We start from the raw sequence: 26,769 nt of genomic DNA on the forward strand, positions 1-26,769 counted from the left end.
CCCGCGTTCTTTCGAGCGTCAGCGTCACGATCGCCGTCGCTCTGGCTTGTCTGCGGCCCCCGCGTAACAGCGAAGTTCTGGCGCGTTGCAGGCGGCGTCAGATGATGACGCTATCGGTAATGTACGACGCCTCCACTGGCGTCGGTGAGAAATGCGCATTCAATTATGCCTGTTGGTTGCGTCTGCCGAATTGCGCAGGTGGCGGGTCTTAACTGAGATCAGAGACTTGGCTGCCTTCTATCAAAGTCAAACGACTTGGCTCTTTCAGATCGAATTCAATTACCCGTGGTGCGAAAAGGCGTGCATATCGTGTAAAGGCGCTCGTCGGGGGAAACCGAATTACGGTATCGCAGCGCCCGAGAAGATACATCTCAACGAGGGCGGAAATTCCGCCGTCAATCCCGAGTGCTGCAGTGTGTAAGGGGCCACCTTGATTGGATCCGAAGTGCTTCGGGACAGTGAGCAGATCGGGAAACCTGGCCGACAGAAGATCCAGCATCCGCGCGCTGTCCGTGCATAAGAACAGCCGCACAGGCCTGGGGTGCGGTAACGCCTTAGCCTTGTCAATTGCAGCGCACACTTGCCGAACGGCGAGCTCCGGATCGGCCCAGTAGGGCGCATGCTCCATGATGTCTTCACCGTTACCGTGCCGAACATGAATTCCGATGATGCTGTGCCCCTCAAAACATTCCTGATAAATGGCATCTATGCGGGCTTGAATTTCTGGCCGAGGCTGGACACTCTGGAACACCTGCCGCTCTGCATCCTCATCGCACCGCCACATCAGACAAGCGTCACACACTACTGTGTTCGCTTCGACATCGTGTTCGGCCTGAAAGAGCTCGCCCAACTCATCGCGCTCTTGGAAAATCTGCTCATCTGGCCGGTAAAGGCACTCGATCGCCGGCCTGTTCCACCACTCCGGGAAGAATGGACCAGGGAAGGAAACGTCGTTGATCCGGTCGTCGGAAATAGCCGGCACGCCAGCGATGTCATTGATCGGCTGGAAGAACACCGGAAACGCATTTGTGAAGGGTTGGTCGAGGTAGCAGGCCCCCCGCCAGTCGATGACTAGAGTTCGTCCCGACCGCTGCGCGTAGCGCCAAGCGGCCGCCAATGACCACAGACAATCACCGAACCCCGTACGCCTCCGAGAGACGACGAACCGGCGCTTTTCCAATCCACTAACATGCATTTTCGGAAATCTCGTTCAGAGAGGAGGTTGCCCGGTTTGGTATCCTTAGTCGACACGTAGACCCTGACGCCGGGCGCTTGGCAGAGGCCGGGCCATAGGGCAGAAGAGCTCACTCAGCACTGCCCACTAATCCCGTGACGCTCGCACAGCTTGAAGCCGATGCCCTCGCTTCCGGTTCAGCCTTCTCTACTGGGCCTCCGCGGCATATGTAAAATCTATTGAGTGGATGCCGGCCATCCATGTGTTGGATGCCATGGTGAAGGGCTCGGCTGACGCGGGCCCGGCCAATAGAGCCGAAACAGCCGGGAAACGCTGCGACACTGCCTGCCGAAGCAAATCATTCCGTCGACGCCGTACGCCAAGGTGCAAGGCTGCATACAGCAACCGGTACCGGGCGAGATGAGGTCGACGGCTCGACGCGCCTGGAGCCAGCTGATCGACAGAATCTGCAGTCGGCTCCCAAAGTTCTGCACGACCTGTGCCGGATGCTGTGGTGAGGGCTCGGGGCCACGAACTTTGTCCTCGCCCCGAACGGAAGCTCGCGCCTCCGACTCCGGGCCGGCGATGCGCTCTCGCTGCTCGGTCAGACCATCCATTCTGTGGATGCACTTTATCCAAACAATCGATTTCACTGATCCAAACAATTCCCATTAGAAGACGCTGAAGCAAGAAAGAAAGGCGTCCTCACTCGCTGATAGATGAGCAAATCAGCTGCAAGGTGCTTGGAGTACAGTCGCTCACGGCGTGAGCTGAGCGGCACTCTGACCGCATGTACGAATCCGTCAGGTTAGCGGCGCAACTCTATTTTGCTGTGACTCCAAGCAAGAGCAGGTGTGCTCGGCTGGCGGACTGTCAATGACGAGCCGCGCGCCGCATCTGTCGAAGTGCTCCATAGAGCACGGGGCGGGCCGCACATTGTGTCGGCGTGGCGAGCCGAAGCCGAAACTTTAAACTTTAATAGAGCAGGAATAGAATGGGTGATAGCAGGAAAGTTGCTCTTATTACGGGCATAACTGGACAGGATGGTGCCTATCTTGCCCGTCTTCTTCTCAAAAAAGGCTACGTCGTTCATGGGATTAAGCGACGTTCCTCTTCCTTCAACACGGGTCGTATCGAAGACCTCTACCAAGACCCGCACGAATCCGATCCGCGCCTAGTCTTGCATTACGGTGATCTCACTGATTCGACTAACCTCATCCGCGTGGTTCAGGAATCTCAGCCAGATGAAATTTACAACTTGGCTGCTCAGAGCCATGTCCAGGTGTCGTTCGAAACACCTGAGTACACAGCGAACGCGGACGGTATCGGTACATTGCGACTTCTTGAGGCGATTCGCCTCCTCGGTCTGACGGACAAGACCCGCTTCTATCAAGCCTCGACTTCAGAGCTATACGGCCTCGTGCAGTCCGTACCGCAGAACGAAACGACGCCCTTTTATCCGCGCAGCCCTTACGCCGCCGCCAAGCTCTACGCCTACTGGATGGTCGTCAATTATCGCGAGGGCTATGGTATGCACGCTTCCAACGGCATTCTTTTTAATCACGAAAGCCCCCTTCGTGGCGAAACTTTTGTGACGCGCAAGATCACACGCGCTGCCGCTGCTATCTACCTGGGCAAGCAGGACAAGCTTTATCTCGGCAATCTCGATGCTCAACGCGATTGGGGCCATGCGCGTGAGTACGTGCGAGGTATGTGGATGATGATGCAGCAGGATCAACCGGATGATTACGTGCTGGCTACGGGTAAAACGACCCCTGTCCGCCAATTCGTCGAGTGGGTCTTCGAAGATGTCGGCGTCGAGATCGAATGGCGTGGCCAGGGAGTCGACGAAAAGGGCTATGATGTAGAGACCGGCAGATGCCTAGTCCAAGTAGACCCACGCTACTTCCGCCCCACGGAAGTCGATCTTCTCCTGGGTGACGCTACCAAGGCGAAGGAGAAGCTCGGTTGGGTGCATGAGACATCCGTGCGCGAGCTTGCCGCGGAAATGGTCCGGGAAGACCTAAAGGTCATGCAGACATCGGTAATAATGAAGGAAGCGTAATGTATGATCTGAAGGGAAAAACCGTGTGGGTCGCGGGCCACAAAGGTATGGTAGGCAGCGCTGTTGTACGCCGCCTCGCGTCTGAAGACTGCAAAGTTGTGGCCGCCCCTCGGGAAGAGCTAGATCTCAAGCGACAGACTGAGGTCGAGAACTTCGTGGCAGTGACGAAACCGGACGCTATTGTCATGGCGGCGGCAAAGGTAGGCGGTATTCTCGCGAACTCTACCTATCCGGTCGACTTTCTTTACGACAATCTGGTGATCGAGTCCAATATCTTCGCGGCAGCCCACGATAACAATGTCGACCGCGTCCTCTTCCTCGGCTCGTCTTGCATCTATCCGAAGATGGCACCCCAGCCGATTCCTGAGAACGCGCTCTTGACCGGGCCACTAGAGCGAACCAACGAATGGTACGCCGTCGCCAAGATCACCGGCATCAAACTGGCTCAAGCCTATCGTCAGCAATATGGCCGCGACTACATCTCGGCTATGCCGACGAATCTCTACGGGCCAGGTGACAATTATGACTTGCAGTCAGGCCACGTCATTCCAGCGCTGATCCGGAAAGCGCATGAAGCTAAGCTCATAAGTGATAAGCAAATCACCATCTGGGGCACGGGCACACCACGCCGGGAATTCATGCACGTGGACGACTGCGCCGACGCATTAGTCTTCCTTCTGAAGAACTACTCTGGCCATGACCACGTCAATCTCGGCTACGGACGGGACATCACGATCCTAGAGCTGACCAGAATGATCTGCGGTGTAGTCGGATTTACTGGGGAGATCGTGCATGATAACTCTAAACCCGACGGCACACCGCGAAAGCTGATGAGCGTCGACAAGCTGCGCACTTTGGGATGGGCGGCAAAGATCAGTCTCATGGAAGGCATCGAGAGTGCCTATCATGCATTTCTGAACGGCAGCTACACCGAACGGCGATAGACAATGAGGATTTGCTGCATCTCAGGCCTGTGGCGCTTTTGCGACCCAGAGCATGAATTGGGACGGAGACAACTCGATTGGCGAGCATTCATGTGAGGCAGCGGCGAGGAGGCCCTGCCGGACCTCAGCGCCATCCGCCCGAATCGTCGCCGTGAATGTCACGGTGCGCTGCCCTTGCTGACGCCGACCGCATCAATCCTCACAAAAGCGTAGCCGTCGAGAACCGAACCCGTCAATGGTAACGAAATGTACTTCTGTTTTTATCGCAGGCATTTGTCGGTAGGCATTCCGAACAGGCCAAGGTTTGAGTAAAAACACGGTCAGCAACGTCGGACTAGGTATGAATTTCGGAACAAGTGGATTACGGGGCCTAGCGACAGAATTGGCAGGAGCCGCCTCTGCCCTATATGCAACGGCATTCGCGACATTCCTGTTGGAATCCGGCCTGGCCAGAATTGGCGACGAGATACTCATAGGGCGCGACTTTCGCGCCTCGAGTCCGGCCATCGCCGCGGTCTGTGCGGCGGCGCTGTCCGCGCTCGGCTTCATCGTGGTCGATTGCGGCGCAGTCCCCACCCCTGCCCTGGCACTGTATGCTCAGGCGCGTAAGAGTGGTTGTTTGATGATCACAGGCTCGCACATTCCGGCCGACCGTAATGGAATAAAATTCTATCGACCCGACGGTGAGATCGACAAAGGTGATGAGCGGGAGATAACGCGCATCGCCTTGCAGTTGGAGAAGCGCGGATACGTCCTTGAAGGTGCTGTTGCACGTCGGCAGCACCGGGAGGCCGAATGCAAGGCCTTGTTCATGGCGCGCAATCGAAAGCTTATGGAGATTAATGCTCTAAAGGGCTTAACGGTGGGCCTATATCAGCACAGCACAGTCGCGCGCGATCTCTTGGTTGACATTCTCTCATATCACTGTGCGACGGTCGTAACCCTGGGACGTTCGGAAGTTTTCATTCCTGTCGACACTGAAGCGGTCTCTGACGAGACTGCTCAACAGTTCAAGCTCTGGGCCAAAGAGCATCGGCTTGATGCGGTCGTCTCGGCAGATGGCGATGGTGACCGCCCACTGGTAGCTGACGACCACGGAGACCCCCTTCGCGGTGATTTGTTAGGCCTGATTACGGCGAACTTCCTGCAAGCGAAGGCAGTCGTCACGCCGGTCACATCAAACTCTGGTATCGAGACCGCAGGTTCTTTTAAAGTCGTGCGTACCAAGGTTGGATCGCCATTTGTTATTGCTGCCATGCTCGATTTGGTTGCGTCGGGTCACGAGCGCGTGGTTGGTTTCGAAGCAAACGGTGGTTTGTTGACCGGCACGGACTTTGACCCGAACGGAACTAAACTGCCAGCGCTACCTACACGCGACAGTTTTCTCCCCATCCTGGCGGCACTTTCCCTTGTTAATACAAGTGGGCAGCCACTGTCGGAGATTGGCAGTTCCTTTCAATTGCCGGCGGCGGCGGCGGATCGCTTGGAAAATTTTTCCGTCGAAAGCAGCACTCGCCTCATGACATACCTTCGTACAGCGGAAACTAACATCGCCGCCTTCGTCGGGTCGATTGGAGTGGTAAGCAAGGTTAGCGATATTGACGGACTTCGTATCACTCTCGCGGATAAGCGTGTCTTGCATTTGCGACCATCCGGAAATGCCCCGGAAATGCGGTGCTACGTCGAAGCCAAAAATCGGGAGGACGCGGAGCTTTTGCTCCGGACTGGATTGAATCGAATTCGTAATTGGACGCAAGGCTAAATAAAAGCCGCCTCCCGTATTCCAGGTGACCCTCGGGGTCGCACAAGCTACTCAAGCGCGATCAGAACGTCCACAGTGTCCCGGCCCCTGTCCGCTTTGAAGCGAACCGGAACGCCCGTGGAAACAGCCGATCCGTACCAGCCATGGAGCATCCGGTAGCTCATGGTCAAGGCAGCGCCTTCCGGTAGCGAACAGCCGGTCCCGCACTGACCGCCTGCGCCGCATGTACGATGGCGTTGGTGTCCAGGCCGTGGTGACGGTATAGGTCCGCAATAGTCCCCGTCTGGCCGAACTGCTCGACCCCGAGCGCCTTCACGCGATGCCCGTTAACCCCACCGAGCCACGCGAGCGTCGCCGGGTGGCCGTCGATCACGGTGACGATGCCGCAGTCACGCGATAGCGGCGCGAGCAGCCGCTCGATATGACTCAGGGCGCCGATCGCGCCACGCTGCCGGGCACGTTCCGCCGCCTGCCAGCCCGCATTAAGCCGGTCCGCGGAGGTGATCGCGAGCAGCCCGACATCGCGCCGGTCCTCCGCCAGAAGACCCGTCGCGGCAATCGCCTCCGGCGCGACGACGCCTTGATAAGCAATGTCGACACTCGCGTTGGGCCCAGGCGGACGCAGCCAATAGGCGCCATTGACGATGTCCCGCGCGAGCGCCGGGTTCATGTCGCGCAGCGGCTGCTCGAGCGGCCGGGTTGACAGGCGAAGATAGACCGATCCTCCGGTCTGATCACGCAGCCACGTCGTCTCATCCGGATCCCCCTCGCCATTACGTTGCATGTAATCGAAGGCAAAGCGCATGATCACGGACAGTTCGTCGACGAAGGCCGGTTCGAAGGCGCAAAGCCCATCCTGCGCCATGCCGATCAATGGGGTGCCGATCGACTGGTGTGCTCCGCCCTCGGGCGCTAGCGTCACGCCCGAGGGCGTTGCGACCAGCATGAAGCGCGCATCCTGATAGCAGGCGTAGTTTAGCTGGTCGGCCGATCGGTAGATGAAGGGATCATAGACTGTCCCGATCGGCAGCAGGCGCACGCCATTGATCGAGTGCGAGAGACCGAGCGCCCCGAGCATGATCATCAGGTTCGACTCGGCGATCCCGAGCTCGAGGTGCTGCCCCTTCGGCCCAAATTCCCAGGTAAAGGTCGACGGAATGCGTTCGGCCTTGAAGGTGTCCGCCATGGTCTCCCGGGCGAAAAGGCCGCGCCGGTTGACCCAGCCACCGAGATTGGTCGAGACCGTCACATCGGGCGAGGTGGTGACAATGCGGTCGGCAAGCAGACTGCGCTCGCGTGCGATGTCGTTCAGGATCTGGCCGAACCCCATCTGGGTCGAGAGCGGCTTGCCGGGCTGCCCCGGTGACGGAAGGGTTTCAGGCACCGGCACCGACGGCGCAGACAGCCTCCTATGCCCCTCACTGAAGAACGGCGCCTTTGCGAAGAAGGCGTCAAGTTCCGCTTCCGGCAAGGTGGCGGCCGCCCATTTGTCCCACTCCTCACCCCGCTTTACGCCCATTTGCAGGCGGTAGTCTTCCATCTGCGTGGGCGTCATCTGCCCCGCGTGGTTGTCCTTGTGTCCGGCAAGCGGCAGACCGTAGCCCTTGATGGTGTAACAGATGAAGCAGACGGGACGGTCATGCCTGGACGCCGCCTCGAAGGCTTCGAGGAGGCTCGGCATGTCATGCCCGCCAAGGTTCGTCATCAACGCCTGCAACTCGTCGTCGGAGCGGCGTTCGATCAGAGTGGTGACCGGCCCTTGGTCTCCGATCTCGTCGAGCAGCCGCTTGCGCCAGGCAGCACCCCCTTGGAAGGTCAGCGCCGAATAGAGCTGGTTCGGACAGCGCTCTATCCACTCGAGCAGCTTCTCGCCCCCCGGCTCGGCAAAGGCAGCCTCTTGCAGAGCCCCGTGGCGCAGGACCATCACGTCCCAGCCGAAGTTGCGAAAAATCTGCTCGAAACGCTGCCAGAGGCCCTCCCGGATCACGGCGTCGAGCGACTGGCGATTGTAGTCGACCACCCACCAGCAGTTCCTGAGCCCGTGCTTCCAGCCTTCGATCAGGGCCTCGTAGATGTTGCCCTCATCCATCTCGGCGTCGCCGATCAGGCTGACCATTCGGCCCTCGGCACGCTCCTTCATCCAGCCGTGACCCGAGACGTAGTCCTGCACCAGCGACGAGAACAGCGTCTGAGCAACGCCGAGACCCACCGACCCGGTCGAGAAGTCGACATCGTCGACATCCTTCGTCCGCGAAGGGTAGCTCTGCGCGCCCTTGTAGCCGCGGAAGTTCATGAGCTTTTCGTGGGTCTGGTTGCCCGCCAGATACTGAAGTGCATGGAAGATCGGCGCCGCATGGGGTTTGACCGCCACCCGATCCTGCGGGCGCAGGACCGAACCGTAGAGCGCGGTCATGATGGTACTCAGCGACGCGGACGAGGCCTGATGCCCCCCGACCTTGATCTCATCGCCCTCGCGGACGTGGTTGGCGTGGTGGATCGTCCAGGCTGCGAGCCAGGAGACGCAGCGCTCGATCTCGTGCAGATATTCCAGTTTCCTCGTCATTCAGTTTCCCGCAAATCAGCTGCCGGTCTCACAGGACCCCCGCCCAAATGGTCAAAGATCGAGTTTCAACACACCTGTCGCGCGCGACACGCAGGGGATGAAGCGGTGGCCGCGTGCCTCCTTGGACAGGACGGCATCCCGATGGATCGGCTGTCCCGCCAGCATTGCGCATTCGCAGGTCCCGCACACCCCGTTCTCACACGAGGCCATCAACGGCACACCGGCCGCACGCAAGGCGGCCAGTGCCGTGGTCTCAGCCGAAACCTCAACCACCCTGCCCTCAGCCAGTTCTATGACGAATGGTTCCGGTGGCGCGCCATCAAACTCGGGAGGCTGGAAAGTTTCGAAATGAACAGTACCCTTGGGCCAGTGTTGAGCCGCGCGCCCCACAACCGCCATGAAGCCAGGCGGTCCGCAGTAGTATGTCTGCGCGTCGTCCGAACGGTTCGCCAGCAGCGCGGCGATGTTCTGCCGGGTCTGAGGCTCGTCGTCGAAATGGATCCGCACATTCCCGCCAGGAAGATCGCTCCCGATCGCCGCCAAGAGTGGCGTGAGCGCCCGGCTGCGGGTGAAATAGTGCAACTCGAAGGGCTTGGCCTGCCGGGTGAGCGCGCGCGCCATGGCCAGAATCGGGGTGATCCCGATTCCCCCTGCCAGCAGCAAAGTCGGCCCCTCGCCTGGCTTGAGCGCAAAATGGTTGCGTGGCGCGGAGACAGGCAGTGTGGAGCCGACGGCAATGGTTTCGTGGATCCACGCCGAGCCGCCACGGCCGTCATTCTCGCGCTTCACCGCGATGGTGTAGCGGCCAAGCTCGGTCGGGTCGCCGCAAAGTGAATACTGACGCACCTTCCCTTCAGGCAGATGGACGTCGACGTGAGAACCCGCTTCGAACGCCGGCAGCACAGGTTTGCGTGGGTGTTTCAGGTCGATGACCAGCACGTCGCCCGGCTCCTTGCGGGCGGCGGTCACGGTCAGCTTCATGATGATGCGCGGCGAGGCCATGGCGTTTCACTCGTCGATGGGCAAGATCAGATCACCGGGGCGGATCACGCCCCCGACCTCGATTGTGCAGTTCAGGCCGGAGCGGTTCAGAAGCCCCTCGTAGAGACCCGGAAACCCGAGCAACTCCTCGATATACTTGCACGGCACATTCATCCGGGCGGCCCTGAGAATCGTTTCCCCGACCCGGAAGCGTTTGCCGACAAGATGGCTAAGCGGAACGCCTCGTGTCGTCAGATTGCGCCGGTGATCTTCGGGTGCGAGCTTGGCCTTGAAGCCCGGAATTCTGGGTTCGCCCTGCGCGATGGCGTCCAAGACTTCAGCTTCGATCAGCGTCACTTCGCGAACGTCAGGACGCGCGGAATAGGTCCCCGTCCCCAGGTAGTAGCGGTCTCCGACAATGCCTTGGCCGGCAATAAGCTGCGCCTGGGCCAGCTCCTCCATTTCATAGGAGGCGGCAGGCGCGATATGGACGTGAAGCAGCTTTCCTCGCCAGGTCATCATCGCTCTCGGAAATTCGTCTCGTGGAAACCTGCTGCATAACTGGCCTGATCAACAGCGCCAGTTGCATGGCATTTTCCCGGTCCAGTTGGCTGTTTGGAAAGAAATACGGGGGGCCCTCGGACCGTTTTCAGCGCCAGCTTTCGGCGTCGCCCCGTCTCAGTTGTTCCGCGCCGGCATCGCGTCTTGCACCTGCTTGACAACCTCTCGCAGGACCTCAACGCCCTTCCCGATCTGCCGAATGCTCAAGGCGGCATAGCCCATGACAAGTCCGACGCGATCGGTGCGGCCTTCGTCCGATGGCCGTTCGTAGAGCGGCGAGATCAAGTGTAGCCCCAGGCCAGCGTCGCGGGCGGATTCGACCAAGGCCGTTTCCCGCGATCGTGGCAGGTCATTGAACCAAACGGCGACGTGCAGTCCCGCATCAGCTCCCTGGACAGTGATGCGATCCCCGAAGCTGTGCTGCAAGGCACCCAACAACGTTTCCCGACGCTCGCCGTTCAGCCTGCGCACACGGCGCACATGGCTTTCGTAGCCGCCGCTCTCGATCAACGATGCCAGCGCTTCCTGTTCAGCGACCGGCGAATGCCGGTCTGCGAATTGTTTGGCGGTTGCGAAGACCTCCTGCAATTCGGGTGGGACGACGAGGTAGCCGATGCGCAGCATTGGCGAGAGCGTCTTGGATATCGTGCCGAGATAGATGACAGCCCCGTGGTCCTCGAGACTGTGCAGCGGAGGGACCGGATTGATGTCGTAGCGATATTCGCTGTCGTAGTCGTCCTCGATCACATAGGCGTTGTTGTGCCGCGCCCATTCCAGAAGCTGATGGCGGCGCGCGATCGGCATGACGCCGCCCAGCGGAAACTGATGCGATGGCGTCACATAAGCCAGTCGTGCTTCGATCCCCGCCAGCAACTCGGTCCTCATCCCGTCTTCGTCGACGATGACCGGGATGGGTGAGGCATCCGTACTGGCAAAGACCTGACGCGCCATCCTGTAGCACGGATCCTCGATGACGAAGCGGTCGGCGGGATCGAGAAGCAGGCGCGCGCACAGATCAAGGCCCTGCTGCGAACCGCTGACGATGATGATCTGGTCGAGGTCGCAGCTCAGGGTCCGGGCGCGCCAGAGATATCCCTGAAGCGCCTGGCGGAGCCGGCGCGAGCCGCGAGGATCGTCATAGGCAAGACGCAGCGGGCGCTGCCCCATCGCCTCGTTCATCGCGCGTTTCCAGACCAATGAAGGGAAATCCGACGGCGCGAGGTCGCCATAGCGGAACTCGACCTTCAGCCCAGTCGGCAGATAATCTGGCCAGGGTGACGTCGCGCGCAGCCGCTCGCCATATGCGGACAGGTGGATCGGGCCGACCCGTTGCGCGTGAGTGCGCCCCGTCCCATGACCCATCAACGAAGACGCAACGCGAGGTCGTGCGCCTTGACGGACTTCGATGAAACCCTCCGCAGCCAGTTGCTCATAGGCGACCGTCACCGTGGTTCGTGAAACGCCGAGGTCATTTGCCAGGGCCCGGGAGGATGGCAACTGACTGCCGGTTTCGTAGACGCCGCCGAGGATTTGCTCGCGAAGGGCTTCGTATATCTGGCGTGCACCCATCGCGTGCGAGCGCGCTGCAGACCCGGCACTTGAAGACTGGACCATCTCTTTCATCGCCAACTGGATATTTCACATTGACCAGGTTGCCGTCAATCTTTCGGAACCCCAAGAGAGATCGCAGAGGCCGAATGACCAGCTCCCATCAATCCGAAACCGATGCTCCCACGGGGTCGCTCAACCGCACCAGCCCCGGATTTGCCACCCGGGCGATCCATCATGGCTACGATCCGGCCGGCTTTTCCAATGCCGTCCAGCCGCCAGTGTTCCTGACGTCAACCTATGGGTTCGAAAGCGTGGCAGCAAACGATGCCGCCGCCGCCCTTGGTGGACGGCTCTATGCGCGCGAATACAATCCCACGACCGAGATCCTCGAGCAGCGGCTCGCGAATCTGGAAGGAGCCGAGGCGGGGCTGGTTGTTGCCTCGGGGATGGCGGCCTTCGGCACTCTGATCCTGTCGCTCCTGTCCCAGGGCGATGAACTCATCGTCCACAAGACGCTTTATGCGAACACGCTTGCCATGGTCGAACAGGCGGTCCCCCGCTTCGGCATCAAGGTCGTCGCGGTCGATCTGTCAAATCCCCACAATCTCGATGCTGCGATCACCGAGCGGACGCGGCTGGTTTTCTTCGAGACGCCGGTGAATCCGCTGAGCCGCATCCTCGACATAGCGGCAATTGCCGAGCGCGCTCACGCGCGCGGTGTAAGGGTTGCAGTCGACAGCACCTTCGCCTCGCCCGCGCTCCAGCGACCGCTTGAGCACGGGGCGGACATCGTGCTCCATTCGCTGACCAAGTACATCAATGGTCATGGCGATGCCCTTGGCGGGGCGCTTCTCGGCGACGCCCAAACGCTCCGTACGCTGCATGAAACGGGCCTGCGCTACATCACCGGCGCAGCGCTCTCGCCCATGTCAGCTTTCCTAATCCTGCGCGGTCTCAAGACGCTGACGCTGCGTATGGAACGGCACAGCGCCACGGCCCTTGCGGTGGCTCGGGCGCTGGAAGCGCACCCGGCGGTGGCATTTGTGAGTTATCCGTTCCTCGACTCGCACCCTGATCAGGTGACGGCGCGAAAACAGATGTCCAACGGATCGGGCATGTTGGCCTTTGGCCTCCACGCTGGATACGAAGGAGCGCGCCGGATGATGGACCGGCTCAACCTGATCATTCGCGCCGTCAGCCTCGGCGATGCCGACAGCCTCATCTATCATCCAGCAAGCCTCACCCGTGCTCGGCAGCCGATCCGCAAGGATGCCCATTTGGCCGATGGAGTCGGCGAGGATCTCATGCGTCTCTCGGTGGGGCTTGAAGACGCTGATGACCTGATCGCCGATCTGCGGCGGGCTTTGGACGTCTTGTAATGACCTGGCGTGCGGCCACCTCTGCGCTCACACATAGATCTGGAGCCTTGCCATGGCATTCCTGAGCGGTCTTTCCGCGTTCCCCATCACCCCGACCAATTGTGACGGCCGCGTCGATAGCGTTGCCCTGCGCAGGCTGATTGCTCGGCTTGGCATTGCTCAGGTCGATTCCATCGGTCTTCTCGGCAGCACCGGCACATACATCTATCTGTCGCGCGAGCAACGGCGGCGGGCGCTCTCCGAGACCTTGGACCAAACGGCGGGGCAAATGCCGGTCGTGGTGGGTGTGGGCGCGCTGCGCACCGATGAAGCCGTGGGGCTCGCGCAAGACGCCAAGGCCCTTGGAGCAGCTGCGGGTTTGCTTGCCGCCGCCTCCTACACCCCGCTTACTGATGACGAGGTGTTCGAACATTTCTCCACTGTGGCGCGCGAAAGTGGCCTGCCGATCGTCGTTTACGACAATCCAGGAACGACGCATTTCCATTTCAGTCCACCCCTTGTCAGCCGCCTGGCAAAGGTGGCTGGGATTGTCGCCATCAAGAATCCGACAGACAAAAGCGATGCGATCAAGAACCATCTGACCGCCCAGAGGCGCACACTGCCGGAAGGGTTCTCGATTGGCTACAGCGGCGACTGGAACGCCGCCGAGGCCATGATCGCCGGCGCCGACACATGGTACAGCGTCCTCGCGGGCATCCTGCCCGAGGTCTGCATGACGATCGTCACAGCGGCGCAACAGGGCGATGCGGCCGAAGCGCGACGGATCAATGCCGCGCTGGTCCCGATCTGGAGCCTCTTCAAGGAGTTCTCGAGCCTTCGCGTCGTCTATGCACTCGCTGAATTACTCGACATTTGCAGTGCCGAACCCCCGCGTCCCATCCTGCCTCTGCCCCCAGCAGCGAAGCGCCAGATCGCCGCCGCGTTGAAAGGTTTGCCATCGGATGCCAGCCGGTGAACAGCAAACCCCGTTCGGCAAGTGAAAGGAAGTGCATGTATTTACCCGCTCATTTCGAGAACTGATCGAAAACAACGCACTCGGCGTGCTGATAGCCATGGCTGGAGCGGTCTCGACGCCAATCACACCCCTTCGAACTCGACAATCGACTGCGGAGGTACAGACTGCGCAGGGCACTCCGCCCATGCCGCACCGTTCGCCTTCAAACTAGGAATCGGTGGTTTATCCATTTGAATGGCATCGAGCCGGCGCTTTACTTCCGGCCCGGTGCGCGCATTGAAGCCGGTGCCAATGCCGCCGGCGAACACCAGATTTCCGTCCTCGACATTCGCCAGAGCACGCTTCCCGACCGCCGTAACTGTTGCCGGGTTCGCAGCCGATGACGATGAACTCATCACTCAGCACGCATTTTGTCTCACCCATTCTTGGCGCCGGCCGGATCGATATGGACTGACACGCAGCTTGGAGACGATGCCGTCGAGGCCGAACTGGGAGACTTGCGCGAGAATGTCGCTGCCGCCGCTGATCTCGTCGCTCAGAACGATGCCGTTTGGCGGCGTCTCAGCAGGTTAACTAGCGGTTTGCGCCGATCGACGAGTGGCCGATCGCGAAGACCCTCGCCATCGATCTTGAGCAGGTCGAAGCCGGCAAGCATGGTCCTGACGTCTCCCGCCGCGCCCAAGAGCCCGCTGAAGACTGGGAATGCGCGACAAGCCTTCTGGTCAACGACGAACGCATCACCGTCTATTATCGCGTCCGAGGCGCCGAGCTCGGCCACCGCCCGGGACGATAGCCGGAAACCTGAGGGTCCAGTCGTGGAGGTTGCGGGTCGAGGTAGGCCCCCATCGATAGTCGTCCCATTTCATTTCGTGTAGCCAATCAGGGCCCTGCCGGACGCGGCCGACCAGCGGTCGATGTTCGCGACGACCCGAATGTCCAGTCTCGTGTAACCCAGTCTAAAGCGGCCTGTCCGCCCAAAAAATGACATTCAGTTGCCTCCAGCCTTTCGACACGACCCACTTCACGATCTCGTAACTCGCCAACCTAGCGGCTTGTTGCTTGAGCTGCGCGTTCCTAGGGTGTGGTCGGCTAGGCCTCAGCAACAAGAGCTCGGTTGCCAGGCGGGCGGAGGCTCAACGAGATAGCCAGCTCAGGACAAGGAGAGCAAGCAATGGTCGCTTTTACCCTCAATGGCGAGGTGCGAACACTCGACGTCGATCCAGAGATGCCGCTGCTCTGGGCGGTCCGTGACGTCATCGGACTCACGGGAACGAAATTCGGTTGCGGGCTTGCCCAGTGCGGCGCTTGCACGGTTCACGTTAACGGCATGCCGACGCGCTCGTGCCAGACCGCAGTCGGCGACATCGAAGGAGCCTCGATCACCACCATTGAGGGTGTGTCGGGCAAGATAAGCGAAACGGTCCAGGCCGTGTGGGCCGAGTTCGACGTACCTCAATGCGGCTATTGCCAGTCTGGCCAGATCATGTCGGCCGTGGCCCTCCTTACAGAGACGCCTAAGCCGTCGGACGATGATATTGATTCGGCGATGAGCGGCAATCTCTGCCGCTGCGCCACCTATCATCGCATCCGCGCGGCCATCCACGAGACCGCCAACCGGCTGGAGACTTGAGGCATGTCGCAGTTTCTCTCGAAGCATAACTCCGTGCGGCCCACGCGCCGCCGGTTCCTCGTCGGCGCGGGCGTCACCACCGCTGGCCTCGCCGTGGGCTACCGGCTAGTGCTGGCGGCGTCCGACATCGCACAAACGACTACTGCAAAGGTTCAGGCGAACCCCTTCCAGACCTATGTCGAGATCACAAAGGAGAACCGAATCATCATCTACTCCTCGCAGTTCGAGATGGGACAAGGCTCCTATTTCGGCATCGCCACCCTGGTTATGGAAGAGCTCGACGGCGACTGGGCGCAGGTGGACGTGGTCGGCGGATATGGCAATACCGCGCTCTACGGCAATCTCGCCTGGGGCGGGGCCGCACAGGCAACTGGTGGCTCCACGTCGATGAGTTCGTCGTGGGAACGCTACCGCAAGGCGGGTGCTGCCGCACGGGCCTTGCTGGTGGCGGCCGCGGCGCAGCGGTGGGATGTGCCAGCCGGCGAGATCAAAGTCGCTTCCGGGGTCGTGTCGCACGCCTCAGGGATGCAGGCGCGCTACGGTGACCTGGCTGAAGCCGCAGCGGGAATGCCGGTTCCCGACGACGTGCCGCTAAAGCCGCGCGACAAGTGGGCCCAGATCGGATCGGACAGCCTCAAGCGCTACGATTCCGCCGGCAAGACCAACGGCGCGCAGACCTACACGATCGACCTCATGATGGAGGGACTCCAGACGGCCGTTATGATCCATCCGCCGAAGTTCGGCGCCGAGATCGAGAGCTTCGACGCAACCAAGGCCAAGGCACTCGACGGCATTGTCGATGTCGTCCAGACGCCGCGAGGCATTGCCGTGGTTGGCAGGGACACCTGGACGGCGCTCAAGGGCCGCGACCTCGTGGAGGTGACCTGGAACGAGGAGAAGGCCGAAGGGCGCGGCACGGCCGAGATCATGGCCGAATACAACAAGGCAGCAGACGATCTGGGCGCGGCCACCGCGCGCGACGACGGTAACACTCCCGCAGCGTTCGCCAGTGCTGAGAAAATCATCGAGGGGCACTACGAATTCCCCTATCTTGTCCATGCTTCCATCGAGCCACTCAACGCGGCCGCCCGAATCAACGAAGACGGCACCATCGACGTCTGGGGCGGACACCAGATGCCCGACCTTTATCAGGCGGCTGCCGCTCAGGTAGGCGGCACCACGCCGGACAAGGTGAGGCTGCACGTGATGAAGACCGGCGGCAGTTTCGGCCGCCGCGCGGTCTTGGATGCAGATGTCATTATCGAAGCTGTTTCCACAGCGCGTGCACTGGGACGCGGCAAGCCAGTGAAGGTGCAGTGGACCCGCGAGAATGACATGCGGGGTGGGCGGTACCGGCCGGCCTATGTGCACGCAGTCAAGGCGGGGCTCGACAAGAAGGGCAATGTCGTCGCTCTCCATGACCACATCGTGGGCCAATCGGTCTTGGGCGGTTCGACCTCTGCGGCGATGATGAAGAACGGCATCGATCCAACCTCCGTAGAGGGCGCCACCAACCTGCCCTATGCGATCCCGAACCTGAAGGTCGAGCTGACCACCACGGACGTGAACATCCCGGTGCTGTGGTGGCGTTCGGTAGGCTCCACCCACACCGCTTACGCGGTGGAAACCCTGATCGATGAGCTCGCCGCCGCTGCGAACCGTGATCCGGTCGACTTCCGCTTGTCAATGCTCGGTCACCATCCACGGCATGCCGCCGTGCTTAAAGTGGCTGCTGAGAAGGCAGGCTGGGACAAGCCTCTGCCGGAAGGCCGTTTCCGCGGCGTGGCCCTGCATGAAAGCCTCTCGACCTATGTCGCCGATGTGGTGGAGATCACCCTCAACGATGAAAATGGTTTCAAGGTCGACCGCGTCGTCTGCGCGGTAGATTGCGGCACCGCGATAAATCCTGACCAGATTCGCGCTCAGATGGAGGGCGGTACCGGCTTCGGGCTAGGCGCGATCCTCCAGGAGGAGCTGACCCTGAAGGGCGGTGTCGTAGGCCAAGAGAACTACGATACCTATACACCGCTCAGGATCGAGCAGATGCCGCGAGTCGAGGTGCACATTGTGCCGTCCGAGGAGCCGCCCACGGGAGTTGGTGAGCCAGGTGTGCCGCCGATCGGCCCGGCCGTCGCCAACGCGCTACGGGCGGCGACGGGCAAGACTATCCGCAAGCTGCCGATTATAAAGAACATGTCAGGAATGACACCATGAAACAGCCGCGATGAAGATCGCGCCGTTTTCGAACGCCTCCTGACAGGCGCTCATCTCCATGGGTCAAATTCCGGCGGCTGCCCGCTCCAATATCCGGTTTGGAGACGGCACCCCGTGTTCTGAACGACCACAGACGGGCCTTGGCGCCGGTTCCACTGAAGAACCGCTTTCGAGACGCAAATGCGTCCACTCCATGAAGAGCACAACCGTATAGCACCAGGAAGGCTAGCTACCTCCATCGCTTCGGAGACCCAGGAACCCTCAGAAAACCGAACCTCCCGAGCTCAGAGGCGCTCGTGATCACAATCGCGCTGGGCGTGGATCATTGTTCAAGGGTTTGCCGATAGGCAGGCGAGATGGCCGATCGACATGATCTTCGCCCGATGCCCTACAAACACAATGCCAGCCGCTGTCACGGAGTCGCGAAGACGAAGGCAATGAGGGTCGACGCCGATACTCATCGTTTAGTTGACAGAGCGCTTGGAATGCCATGCGCTTCACATCGGAGTAGCCATCCGGGAAGCCTGAAGCGCTTTGAAACGCATGTGCTGCGGCTGTTATTCATAGCGTGGATGACTTTGATCAAAACAATCGATTTCATCACTCTTCCGGAATCGTGCATGGACAAAAAAAGAGCCTCACGCACCAATCACACGCTGCTCTATCGCGTGACGAAAGCTGCCTTAGGAATAAGCCAAAGGAGAAAATCTTCGATGCGCCCTGACGTGCAGTGGAGGTCGTGCCGAGAAAGTGAGTTGCAACTGGCCGACAATGTCGGGCGGTGCGACCATGGTCGCTTCGGAGAATGAAATCGGGCCAGTTCAAGGGGGCGGTACTGTTATTCGTCGACGGCCGCCCTTCCCAAGAACAGGCGGCATCGCAAGTTGGTTCTGCCGATGAAAACGACAGCGCCGGATACATGTCAGCAGCCGCTCAGGATTGGATGATCCAGCCAAGCTCTCGGCGTGATGGCACCGTAGGTGTCACAGTCGAAACATCTCATTGATCGTTTATGAGGCTTTCTTCGATGCCGCTGATGCCTGACGGGCTGTCGCAGCTGCAGGCGACAACATGGCCTATTTAGTTGGAAACAGTCGAGGTAGGCCAATTTGGCTTCCCCGTTACTATTTGGAGAAAGAAATGCTGTGTCTAGGAATCAGCGGCGGACTTGACCAAGTCCATGAAAACCGATTCGAGCGTCCGAACGCCTTTATGCACGATGGCGCCGCGGTGCTCGTCCGAGACGGAAAGGTGATAGCCGCCGTAGAAGAGGAACGCCTCAATCGAATCAAGCACTCGAACAAGCTGCCAAGTGGTTCGATTCAATACTGTCTTTCGACGGCCGGGGTTCAGCTCAGCGACATTGATCGTGTCGCGGTCTACGCCAGCGAGACCTACGCCAACGCCATGCTTGAAGGTATGTCCGCTTCCCAACCGGACATTCTCTCCATTCCGTTGGATGCTAAAATGTTGGTGCAGAACCTGTTAGCGCGTGAGTTCGACACTAAGTTGGACAGTTCACGTATTTCATTCGTAGGTCATCATCAGGCGCACGCCGTGAGCGCCTTTGCAATGTCGGGCTTCGAACAAAGTCTCATTCTAGCGATTGATGGCTGTGGTGATTTCCTGTCGGGCCTTGTGGCGGTAGGGTCTGGCACAGAAATTACGCAAATCGAGGCTTTCCCGGAGGACAATTCTCTTGGGCTGTTTTATCTCGAGACGATCCGCTGTCTCGGCTACGGCCTGTTCGACGAGTATAAGGTAATGGGACTCGCGCCCTATGGCGACCCCGCTCCCTATCGCGAGCTCTTCGAGCAGTTCTACGAGCTCTCCGCCAACGGTGGCTACCGTGTTCACCTCGACCGCATCGGTCCGGCGTTGCTCCGCAACATCGAGATCAGGCGAAAGGGAATGCCTTTCACCCAGCAGCATCGAGATGTGAGTGCGTCACTGCAGGAAGCGCTTGAGCGGATCGTGTTCCACATTCTCCGGCACCACCGTGAGGCCACCGGCATGAAGCGGTTGTGTCTGGCGGGAGGGGTAGCCCACAACTGCACGATGAACGGCAAGCTGCTGTATTCAGGGCTTTTCGAAGACATCTTCGTGCAACCCGCGTCTCACGACGCTGGCTGCGCATTGGGAGCTGCGCTGATAGTCTCTAACGAGATGGGCCGCCCCGCGCCGCGTGAGCGACTGCAGGAGGTCTATTGGGGTCCTGATCTCGGGAGCGACCGCGCCGTGGAACAGGAACTGAATGCATGGGCCGGACATCTCGAGGTTGAACGCTCTGACGACGTAGCGAGCAGTGCAGCCGACTGGATCGCCAACGGCGCCGTGATCGGCTGGGTGCAGGGTCGTTCGGAGTTTGGGCCACGTGCGCTGGGCAACCGCAGCATTCTTGCCGACCCTCGGCCCGCTGCAAACAAGGACCGGATCAATGCCATGGTCAAGAAGCGCGAAGGCTATAGGCCTTTCGCACCATCTGTGCTGGAAGAGGATGCGAGCGAATTTTTCGACCTCCCGGACGGTAAGCACGAATTTCCATTCATGAATTTCGTCGTTCGCGTGCGTGACTCAAAGCGCGCCTTGTTGGGTGCCATTACGCACGTCGACGGTACGGCTCGGCTGCAAACAGTATCGCGCGATGCCAACCCCGCTTACTGGGAGGTCATCGATGCGTTCAAGAAGCGGACAGGCACTCCAATTCTGCTCAATACGTCCTTTAACAACAATGCTGAACCGATCGTGGATACGGTTGCAGACGCGATTGCCACATTTTTGACGACAGAGCTGGATGGACTTGTGGTCGGGCCCTTCCTGGTAAAAAAACGGGCTGCAACGCTGCAGGATTGGACTGCGCTTGCGATTTCATTGCCTCCCTCAGTCTCCCTCCATCAAACCCGTGCTTACACAGCGCGAGATCATCAGGAGACTGTCTGCGAGATTATTCCGAACCACTTCGGCATTGACAGTGTGCGAATTTCAAACGACCTGTTTAATCTGCTGATGCGGATTGAGGGCGAAGCCGTGTTAAGCGAACACCTCAATATAATTGCGCCGGATCAGGCTGAGCATGAAGCTCCGATGGAGGACCTGCGAAGACTGTGGGAGCAGCGCCTGGTTCGGCTGCATCCCTCCCAAGCTGCTCGGATGGATCATGGGTCCGATCAAACGCCGGACCAGCCTAATAGGCTATCAATGTGATAGAGATGCCGCTCAAGCTCGGCCAATCAATAGTGTTCATCGACCCCGCCTGCGAGCTCACCGCTGTGATTAGGGGGGTCGAGGTCGCCCTGGTCAGTATGCTTAGGAATGCTATTGAATGGGTCGTGTGCTAGCGTTCTCTACTCGATTTTGCCTACTAGGCTGACGAGAAGGTCACGTGCCGACAGCAGCACCCGCACGACACAGGTGCCGTGGCTCTTGATGCGAACCTGCTTAAACCATCCGGTCCGTCCGATCTGAGCAAGGCCCGCCGCTCGTGGCGGCCCGATTTGTCCGGCATCATCGAGAGGGCGGCGCTTGACACGATCGGAAGTCCGCGCTTCCTTAACTCGTTCCAGAGCCAGATCGCAAGCGGTCACGGCTCCATGCCGATCCGCTCCGTCTCCGCAGCTCCACAGTCCCGCCCGGATCTCCCAGTCGCGCCTGGGTAGCCATTGCGCTGCAAGGCGGGTCTGATCGCTACGGCGGCGCCGCCACCATCTCCATCAGTCGGTTCGGCGACAAAGCCAATCATCTCCCGTAAGAGAAGTGCTTTCGGGCAAGTTCCGCAGGTTCAAGAAGATCGTTGACGGCGCCGCACTTGGAGCTGCGTCGAGCGCATGGTCGAGCTTGCCGCCCCAGGTACGTGGCTTCGAAACGCGTGCGATTGCGCCTCATTCAAAACCGCTGCGCGGCTGGTCGCCGACATACGAGGGGGCGCAGGCGCCTGAAACGAACCCGTCGGTCACGACGGAGCAATCCTGCCGCTGACCAGGCGCGTGGAAAAGTATCACAACGGTGGCCACAGCGTCGCTTCAGGCCGTCAAAAGCTATTGCCGTGCTTCAAGGCGGGCTAGGTGACCCGTCGGAAGCCGGCACCAGCGGCTTTGTCGGGACAAGACACATGCTATTGGGATTTGGCCGCCGCAGCCGCGAGCATCGCTTCTCCCATCGCAATGGCCCCTTGGGCACGCAGCATTTCACCAGGGTTCTGAATGTCGCGCACCTCTTTGTTCTGGCTGAGTTTTGATTTTCCAACCAGGCCGGTGATCTCGATCTCCAGGGCGACGATTGCCTTGACCATCGTGTCGATGAAGTCCCTCGGCGCGTCGCCCATCTTCCATGGGACCGGCTGCGAGGTTTCTTGCATATGAGTGAGCTTCGCCACGTTGCGGCGCACATACCGCTCATCATCCCGGACAGTGATGCGTCCGTGGGCATGGACGACGAGATAGTTCCACGTCGGCACCTGCTTGTGGAATTCATGCTTGCTTGGATACCAGTTCGGCGAGATGTAAGCGTCGGCCGCACGGAAGATTACGAGAACCTCATCGCCATTGGCGACTTCCTCCCAGACTGGATTCTTGCGGGCAACATGGCAATTGAGGACGCCCTTGTCTCCCTTCGAGCGGTCGAGCTCAAAGGGGACGTGGTTCGCGTCGAGGATGCCTTTGCTGTGGGTGACCAGGATACCGAGCGGGTGTCTCTCGATAAGCTCGAACAGGGCGTTCTGATCGGGGACGGCAAAATGGGGCGGAACGTACAACGCTAAATCTCCTGTCGTGAATGGCGGCTGTTAGTGATCGGCGAAATCTTACGGAACGGGCCCCTGAATCTTCGCTGCCGTCGACGAGTGCCCCGGATCTCGGTGTCCACCACGCTCAAGCACCGCCATCGTGAAGTGGGCGGGCACATCAGATGCCGCCGCATATGAGTGCGGTTGGTCAGTGACAAGCCGCGCACTCTCGCCTTCGCTTAAAATTACCACATGGGCACCTACCACAACGCTCAGGGCACCCTGACTGACCGAGATCAGCTCGCGCGTATCCGGACTATGAGCATCCGCGGAAAACGCGTCGCCCGGCATCATGACCCAGCTCCACAGTTCGAACATCGTGCGTCCCGAGGTCGACGAATGCAGTTGCGCAGAGCTTCCCTTGGCGCTCGTCCAAAGCCTCCTGGTCTCTGTCCGCTCGATGGGAAGGCGCACCGTGGAAGGGTGCTCGTTCAACAAATCGGCCACCGAGAGCGAAAACGCCGCCGCCAGCCGACACAGTATGCCGATAGTGGGGTTCGCCCTACCCTGCTCCAGCGCGACCACAGTTCCCTTCGATAGGCCACTTAGTTTAGCCAGGCGATCCAGGGTCAGGTTTTGGTCACGCCTCAGGTCTCGGATCCGGGCCGCTATCGCTTGCCCAAGCGCCTGCTCGGCATCAAACGCTGTTGTAACATCGGTCATTATATTGACTTGGGTCCTCGGCTCACGTATTGCGGTCAGTATAATGACCGGCGCGAAATTGCAACTGCCCGTTAGGAAGGAAATAACCGATGCGTTTTGAGACGAAGGCGATCCACTGCGGCCGAGGTGTCGACGCGTCCACGGGGGCCGTATCCATGCCGCTGCACACCAGCACGACGTTCGAACGAGGCGCCGACGGGTCATTTCCGTCCGGCTTCGAATACACAAGGGATGGAAATCCGACACGCAATGCGTTCGAGGCGGCCATGGCGACGCTTGAGGGAGGGGAAGACGGCATCGCCTTCGCTTCGGGCATGGCCGCAATCGCTGCAGTTTTCGAGAGCCATCCGTCGGCGGGTCGGATCGTTCTGCCGGATGACATGTATTTCGGCATTCGTTCGCTGATCGAAGAGACCGACATTGGGTCTCGCTTCGACTTTGCCCCCGTCGACATGCGCGATTTGGACGCTTTGCGCGCCGCGGTGACATCGAAGCGGACTGGCCTCGTCTGGGTCGAGACGCCGTCAAACCCGATGATCCGCGTTGTCGACATTGCGGCCATCTGCGCAATCGCGCACGAGGCAGACGCCTTGGCGGTGGTGGACAATACGTGGGCCACCCCAGTGCTTCAACTGCCACTCGAAATCGGAGCAGACGCGGTGATGCACTCGGCGACAAAGTACATTGGCGGCCACTCGGATCTGATGGCCGGTGTCGTCATTGTCCCAAACGCGTCACCCCTCGGTCGCCCATTGCGGATGGTCCAGAAACACAAGGGCAGCGTCGCAGCGCCCTTCGACTGTGGCTGGCGTTGCGGGGCCTGCAGACATTGCCGGTCCGCATGCGCGCCCATTGCGAAGGCGCCCAGAAAGTGGCCGAGGCCCTGGCGTCTCATCCGCGCGTCGAAAAAGTCCTCTTTCCTGGTTTGCAAACTGATCCGGGACACGATCTTGCTACGCGGCAAATGAGCCATTACGGAGCGATGCTATCCTTTATCGTCGAGGGCGGAGCCGATGCTGCAATGGCCGTGGCCGGCCGCCTGAAGATTGTTGTCCGGGCGACAAGCCTTGGCGGGACGCATTCTCTGATAGAGCATCGCGCATCCGTTGAAGGTGCGAAGTCCAAAGCGCCAGGCGGATTGCTGCGAATTTCTGTAGGGCTTGAACATCCTCAGGACATTATCGATGACCTGATGCAGGCCCTAGGCGAAACCTACAAAGCGGGAGTCCAATGACGGGTGCAAGAACTCTGGCGCCGCTTTACGTGACGGCTGGCGCAGCCGACGATCGGCAGAACAATGTTCCTGCTGAGTAGAACGCACGTCCTCTGGTGAACCGCTACCGCCGTGTCGCATCGTCTCGGGCGTGTGGTCGCCTGGGTGATGAACGTCTTCGGGTTTCCGGACGAGGGCCACGCGCTCGACCGGATAGCGGAAATACCCAGATTTGCCGTTGACCTACTGCTGCTCGACCTCGTCGGAGATCGCGGTCAACAGATGGGATGGATGTGCTGGCACTACGGCAGTTTGACAAGCCGGCCATCGGGGCGCTAGCACCGTCCAAAGCCAAGAGTCGCAGGGCAGAACTGACCGCACCCAGCGGGCTGCGGGACCCATCAGCTAACGGCCAGGTTGGTACCTCAACGCATCAGCACCATGGATGTCACATTGTCCTTGTTGCGAGCGCGATCTCGGAACTTCGTTGTGACGCAGTCTGTGCACAGAGCGCACCGCTGTAAGCAAATGAGCGGAAGAACGACACCCAGTGGAGGTGAGAAGTGATGCGGCGTCAAGATCCTCCGCGCTTTGCGGCAAACACACTGATCCCTCTTCAAAACCCGGTCTTTCGTTCTATCTGGACAGCCACGCAGATATCCAGCCTTGGCTGGCTGGTGCAGAGCGTGGCTATAAGCTGGCTCATGGCCACGATTTCAGCCTCCGATCTGATGGTCGCGCTCGTACAGGCTGCATCGACCCTGCCCGCTTTCTTCTTGTCGATCCTTGCTGGAGCCATTGCAGACAGCTTCAGCCGCCGCGGCGTGATGCTTGCCGGACATTGCCTGATTGCACTGGCATCCACGGCGCTGCCACTCTCTGTTGGACTGGGCTTTGTCAGTCCATGGCTGATCTTGGGACTGAGTTTCTTGGCCGGATGCGGCTTTGCCTTGAACGATCCAGCCTGGCACGCGTCGGTCGGCGATATCCTGGAAAGGCGCCACATACCCGCTGCAGTGACGCTGATGTCGGTGGGGTACAACGTGGTTCGGAGCATAGGACCGGCGCTGGGCGGTGTAATCTTGGCTTTGCTGGGCCCCCTTACGGCTTTCGCTTTCGCTGCGCTGAGCGACCTGGTCCCGTTGGGCGCTGTCCTGCGCTCGAAGTGGCAAGTTCGCTCTTCGCCTCTTCCGCGCGAGCGGATGACGACGGCCATTCATGATGGCATGCGATTCACGGCAATATCCTCGGAGATCAGAGTGGCGATTGTGCGTGCAACCCTGTTCGGGCTGTCAAGCATCTCGATCCTTGCTCTGCTCCCCCTCCTGGTTCGCGACCAGCTGGCGGGAGGGCCCATTGTTTACGGCGTCCTGTTGGCCGGCTTCGGCACAGGGGCCTTCATCGCCGGCATTGGCAACAGCCACTTGAGACGCATCACGTCCCAGAACCGTTTGATCACGCTCGCATCGGTTGCTTGCGCAACGTGCTGCCTTTTGATGGCTCTCACATCGTCGGTGGCTGTGGCGGCGATCGCGCTTGCAATCGGTGGCGCAGGCTGGGTTGTCACCTGGACCGGAACTGACGTGTGTGTGCAGTTGGCAAGCCCAAGGTGGGTCGTTGGTCGCACCCTGTCCATCTATTACGCCCTGACCTACGGCGGCATGGCAGCGGGCAGCTATATCTGGGGTGCTGTCGCACAGTACTATTCCCTAACGTGGGCTTTGGAAGGTGCTGCAGCGGCAATGTTGCTGGTTGCAGCTGCGGGAAAGCTATTGCCGGTGCGGCTATGGGAGGAATCGGATCAAGCGGCCTTCGATTTCAGGCCACCAGAACTGGCCCTCCCTTTGAAGCCCAGGAGCGGCCCGATCGTGATCAAGGTGGAGTACTCGATACCCGAGGAGAGTATCGAGGAATTTCTGAGCTGCATGCGCGAAAGGCGGCGCGTTCAGAGCCGCGCCGGTGCGCGGAACTGGACCCTCCAGCGCGACCTTCAGAAGTCGACTCTTTGGACCGAGACATTCCGCACGCCGACATGGACGGACTATCTTCGTCTAAACCATCGGCTAACGGTGACTGACAGGTAGTTAGGCGAGCGCCTTTCCGCTCTGCAGATCGGTGATTCTCCGCCTCGTATCTCACTTTCAATCGAGCGGTCGACAAGCCCCGCCCCCGGCAGCCAAGTCCAGCCTGTGCCTTTTGTATCGCGCCCGTGAGAAAACGAAGACTTGTCTGGGCTTGGACACGGAACGAGCTACTCCTTAATTTGTTGAGCCTGCCCGGATTGCAAATCGTTCCGGCCGGTTAGGCGAGCATGAGGATTCGCGTGGCAATTAT

General features: G+C 60.0%; 16 protein-coding genes and 2 pseudogenes. 10 read left to right on the top strand and 8 right to left on the bottom strand.

Annotation, left to right across the window (positions count from 1 at the left end):
• Positions 1–208 precede the first annotated feature (208 nt).
• Entirely contained in the window at positions 209–1,195 is a 987-nt protein-coding gene (locus NKI38_RS02495) for a nodulation protein NodZ (RefSeq protein WP_352654509.1), read from the bottom strand.
• Between the two features lie 973 nt (positions 1,196–2,168).
• Between NKI38_RS02495 and gmd the strand changes: the two genes are divergently transcribed.
• The 3 genes from gmd (at position 2,169) to NKI38_RS02510 (ending at position 5,945) form a co-directional block, all read left to right on the top strand.
• A complete protein-coding gene (gene gmd / locus NKI38_RS02500) occupies positions 2,169–3,239 on the top strand; it encodes a GDP-mannose 4,6-dehydratase (protein ID WP_023783754.1) in 1,071 nt (356 codons plus the stop codon).
• A complete protein-coding gene (gene fcl, locus NKI38_RS02505) occupies positions 3,239–4,183 on the top strand; it encodes a GDP-L-fucose synthase (RefSeq protein WP_352654511.1) in 945 nt (314 codons plus the stop codon). Before gmd ends, fcl begins: the two co-directional genes overlap by 1 nt.
• A 340-nt stretch (positions 4,184–4,523) precedes the next feature.
• Positions 4,524–5,945 carry a phosphomannomutase gene (locus tag NKI38_RS02510; RefSeq protein WP_352654513.1) on the top strand — a complete coding sequence of 474 codons (1,422 nt, stop codon included), beginning with the start codon at positions 4,524–4,526 and terminating at the stop codon, positions 5,943–5,945.
• A gap of 166 nt (positions 5,946–6,111) precedes the next feature.
• On the opposite strand, the gene NKI38_RS02515 is transcribed toward NKI38_RS02510, so the two are convergent.
• The 4 genes from NKI38_RS02515 to pdxR all read right to left on the bottom strand — a co-directional run bounded on the left by NKI38_RS02515 (position 6,112) and on the right by pdxR (position 11,673).
• Complete coding sequence (locus tag NKI38_RS02515; RefSeq protein WP_352654515.1) at positions 6,112–8,508, bottom strand: transketolase; 2,397 nt, start codon at positions 8,506–8,508, stop codon at positions 6,112–6,114.
• A 51-nt stretch (positions 8,509–8,559) separates the two neighbouring features.
• Positions 8,560–9,510 (bottom strand): PDR/VanB family oxidoreductase, encoded by a 951-nt coding sequence (locus NKI38_RS02520; protein ID WP_352553819.1) that lies wholly within the window; start codon positions 9,508–9,510, stop codon positions 8,560–8,562.
• A gap of 6 nt (positions 9,511–9,516) precedes the next feature.
• Positions 9,517–10,008 carry an MOSC domain-containing protein gene (locus NKI38_RS02525; RefSeq protein WP_352654566.1) on the bottom strand — a complete coding sequence of 164 codons (492 nt, stop codon included), beginning with the start codon at positions 10,006–10,008 and terminating at the stop codon, positions 9,517–9,519.
• Between the two features lie 159 nt (positions 10,009–10,167).
• Complete coding sequence (gene pdxR / locus NKI38_RS02530; RefSeq protein ID WP_352654567.1) at positions 10,168–11,673, bottom strand: MocR-like pyridoxine biosynthesis transcription factor PdxR; 1,506 nt, start codon at positions 11,671–11,673, stop codon at positions 10,168–10,170.
• A 74-nt stretch (positions 11,674–11,747) separates the two neighbouring features.
• Here pdxR and NKI38_RS02535 point away from each other — a divergent pair, with 74 nt between their 5' ends.
• Both NKI38_RS02535 and NKI38_RS02540 read left to right on the top strand, forming a co-directional pair.
• Positions 11,748–12,980 carry a trans-sulfuration enzyme family protein gene (locus NKI38_RS02535; protein ID WP_352546075.1) on the top strand — a complete coding sequence of 411 codons (1,233 nt, stop codon included), beginning with the start codon at positions 11,748–11,750 and terminating at the stop codon, positions 12,978–12,980.
• 52 nt (positions 12,981–13,032) lie between these two features.
• Positions 13,033–13,935, top strand: a complete 903-nt coding sequence (locus NKI38_RS02540) for a dihydrodipicolinate synthase family protein (protein ID WP_352654517.1) — start codon at positions 13,033–13,035, stop codon at positions 13,933–13,935.
• Between the two features lie 122 nt (positions 13,936–14,057).
• Here the strand turns inward: NKI38_RS02540 and NKI38_RS02545 are convergent, their stop codons facing one another.
• On the bottom strand, positions 14,058–14,330 hold the full coding sequence (locus tag NKI38_RS02545) for an ATP dependent DNA ligase (protein ID WP_352654518.1): 273 nt from the start codon (positions 14,328–14,330) through the stop codon (positions 14,058–14,060).
• 776 nt (positions 14,331–15,106) lie between these two features.
• Between NKI38_RS02545 and NKI38_RS02550 the strand changes: the two genes are divergently transcribed.
• The 3 genes from NKI38_RS02550 (at position 15,107) to NKI38_RS02560 (ending at position 20,983) form a co-directional block, all read left to right on the top strand.
• Positions 15,107–15,565, top strand: coding sequence for a (2Fe-2S)-binding protein (locus NKI38_RS02550; RefSeq protein ID WP_352654520.1), 459 nt, complete (start codon positions 15,107–15,109; stop codon positions 15,563–15,565).
• 3 nt (positions 15,566–15,568) lie between these two features.
• A complete protein-coding gene (locus NKI38_RS02555) occupies positions 15,569–17,779 on the top strand; it encodes a xanthine dehydrogenase family protein molybdopterin-binding subunit (RefSeq protein WP_352654521.1) in 2,211 nt (736 codons plus the stop codon).
• A gap of 1,140 nt (positions 17,780–18,919) precedes the next feature.
• Complete coding sequence (locus NKI38_RS02560) at positions 18,920–20,983, top strand: carbamoyltransferase family protein (RefSeq protein WP_352654523.1); 2,064 nt, start codon at positions 18,920–18,922, stop codon at positions 20,981–20,983.
• A gap of 907 nt (positions 20,984–21,890) precedes the next feature.
• Here the strand turns inward: NKI38_RS02560 and NKI38_RS02565 are convergent.
• Together NKI38_RS02565 and NKI38_RS02570 are read right to left on the bottom strand one after the other, a co-directional pair.
• On the bottom strand, positions 21,891–22,529 hold the full coding sequence (locus NKI38_RS02565; RefSeq protein ID WP_023729033.1) for an FMN-binding negative transcriptional regulator: 639 nt from the start codon (positions 22,527–22,529) through the stop codon (positions 21,891–21,893).
• A gap of 48 nt (positions 22,530–22,577) precedes the next feature.
• A complete protein-coding gene (locus tag NKI38_RS02570) occupies positions 22,578–23,222 on the bottom strand; it encodes a helix-turn-helix domain-containing protein (protein ID WP_352654525.1) in 645 nt (214 codons plus the stop codon).
• 155 nt (positions 23,223–23,377) lie between these two features.
• Between NKI38_RS02570 and NKI38_RS02575 the strand changes: the two are divergent.
• Positions 23,378–24,456 (top strand): annotated as a pseudogene (locus NKI38_RS02575) (trans-sulfuration enzyme family protein).
• 545 nt (positions 24,457–25,001) lie between these two features.
• Positions 25,002–26,648 (top strand): annotated as a pseudogene (locus tag NKI38_RS02580) (MFS transporter).
• Positions 26,649–26,769 lie beyond the last annotated feature (121 nt).

Source organism: Mesorhizobium sp. M0621 (genome assembly GCF_040320745.1).
In the GTDB taxonomy this organism is placed as follows: Bacteria; Pseudomonadota; Alphaproteobacteria; order Rhizobiales; family Rhizobiaceae; genus Mesorhizobium.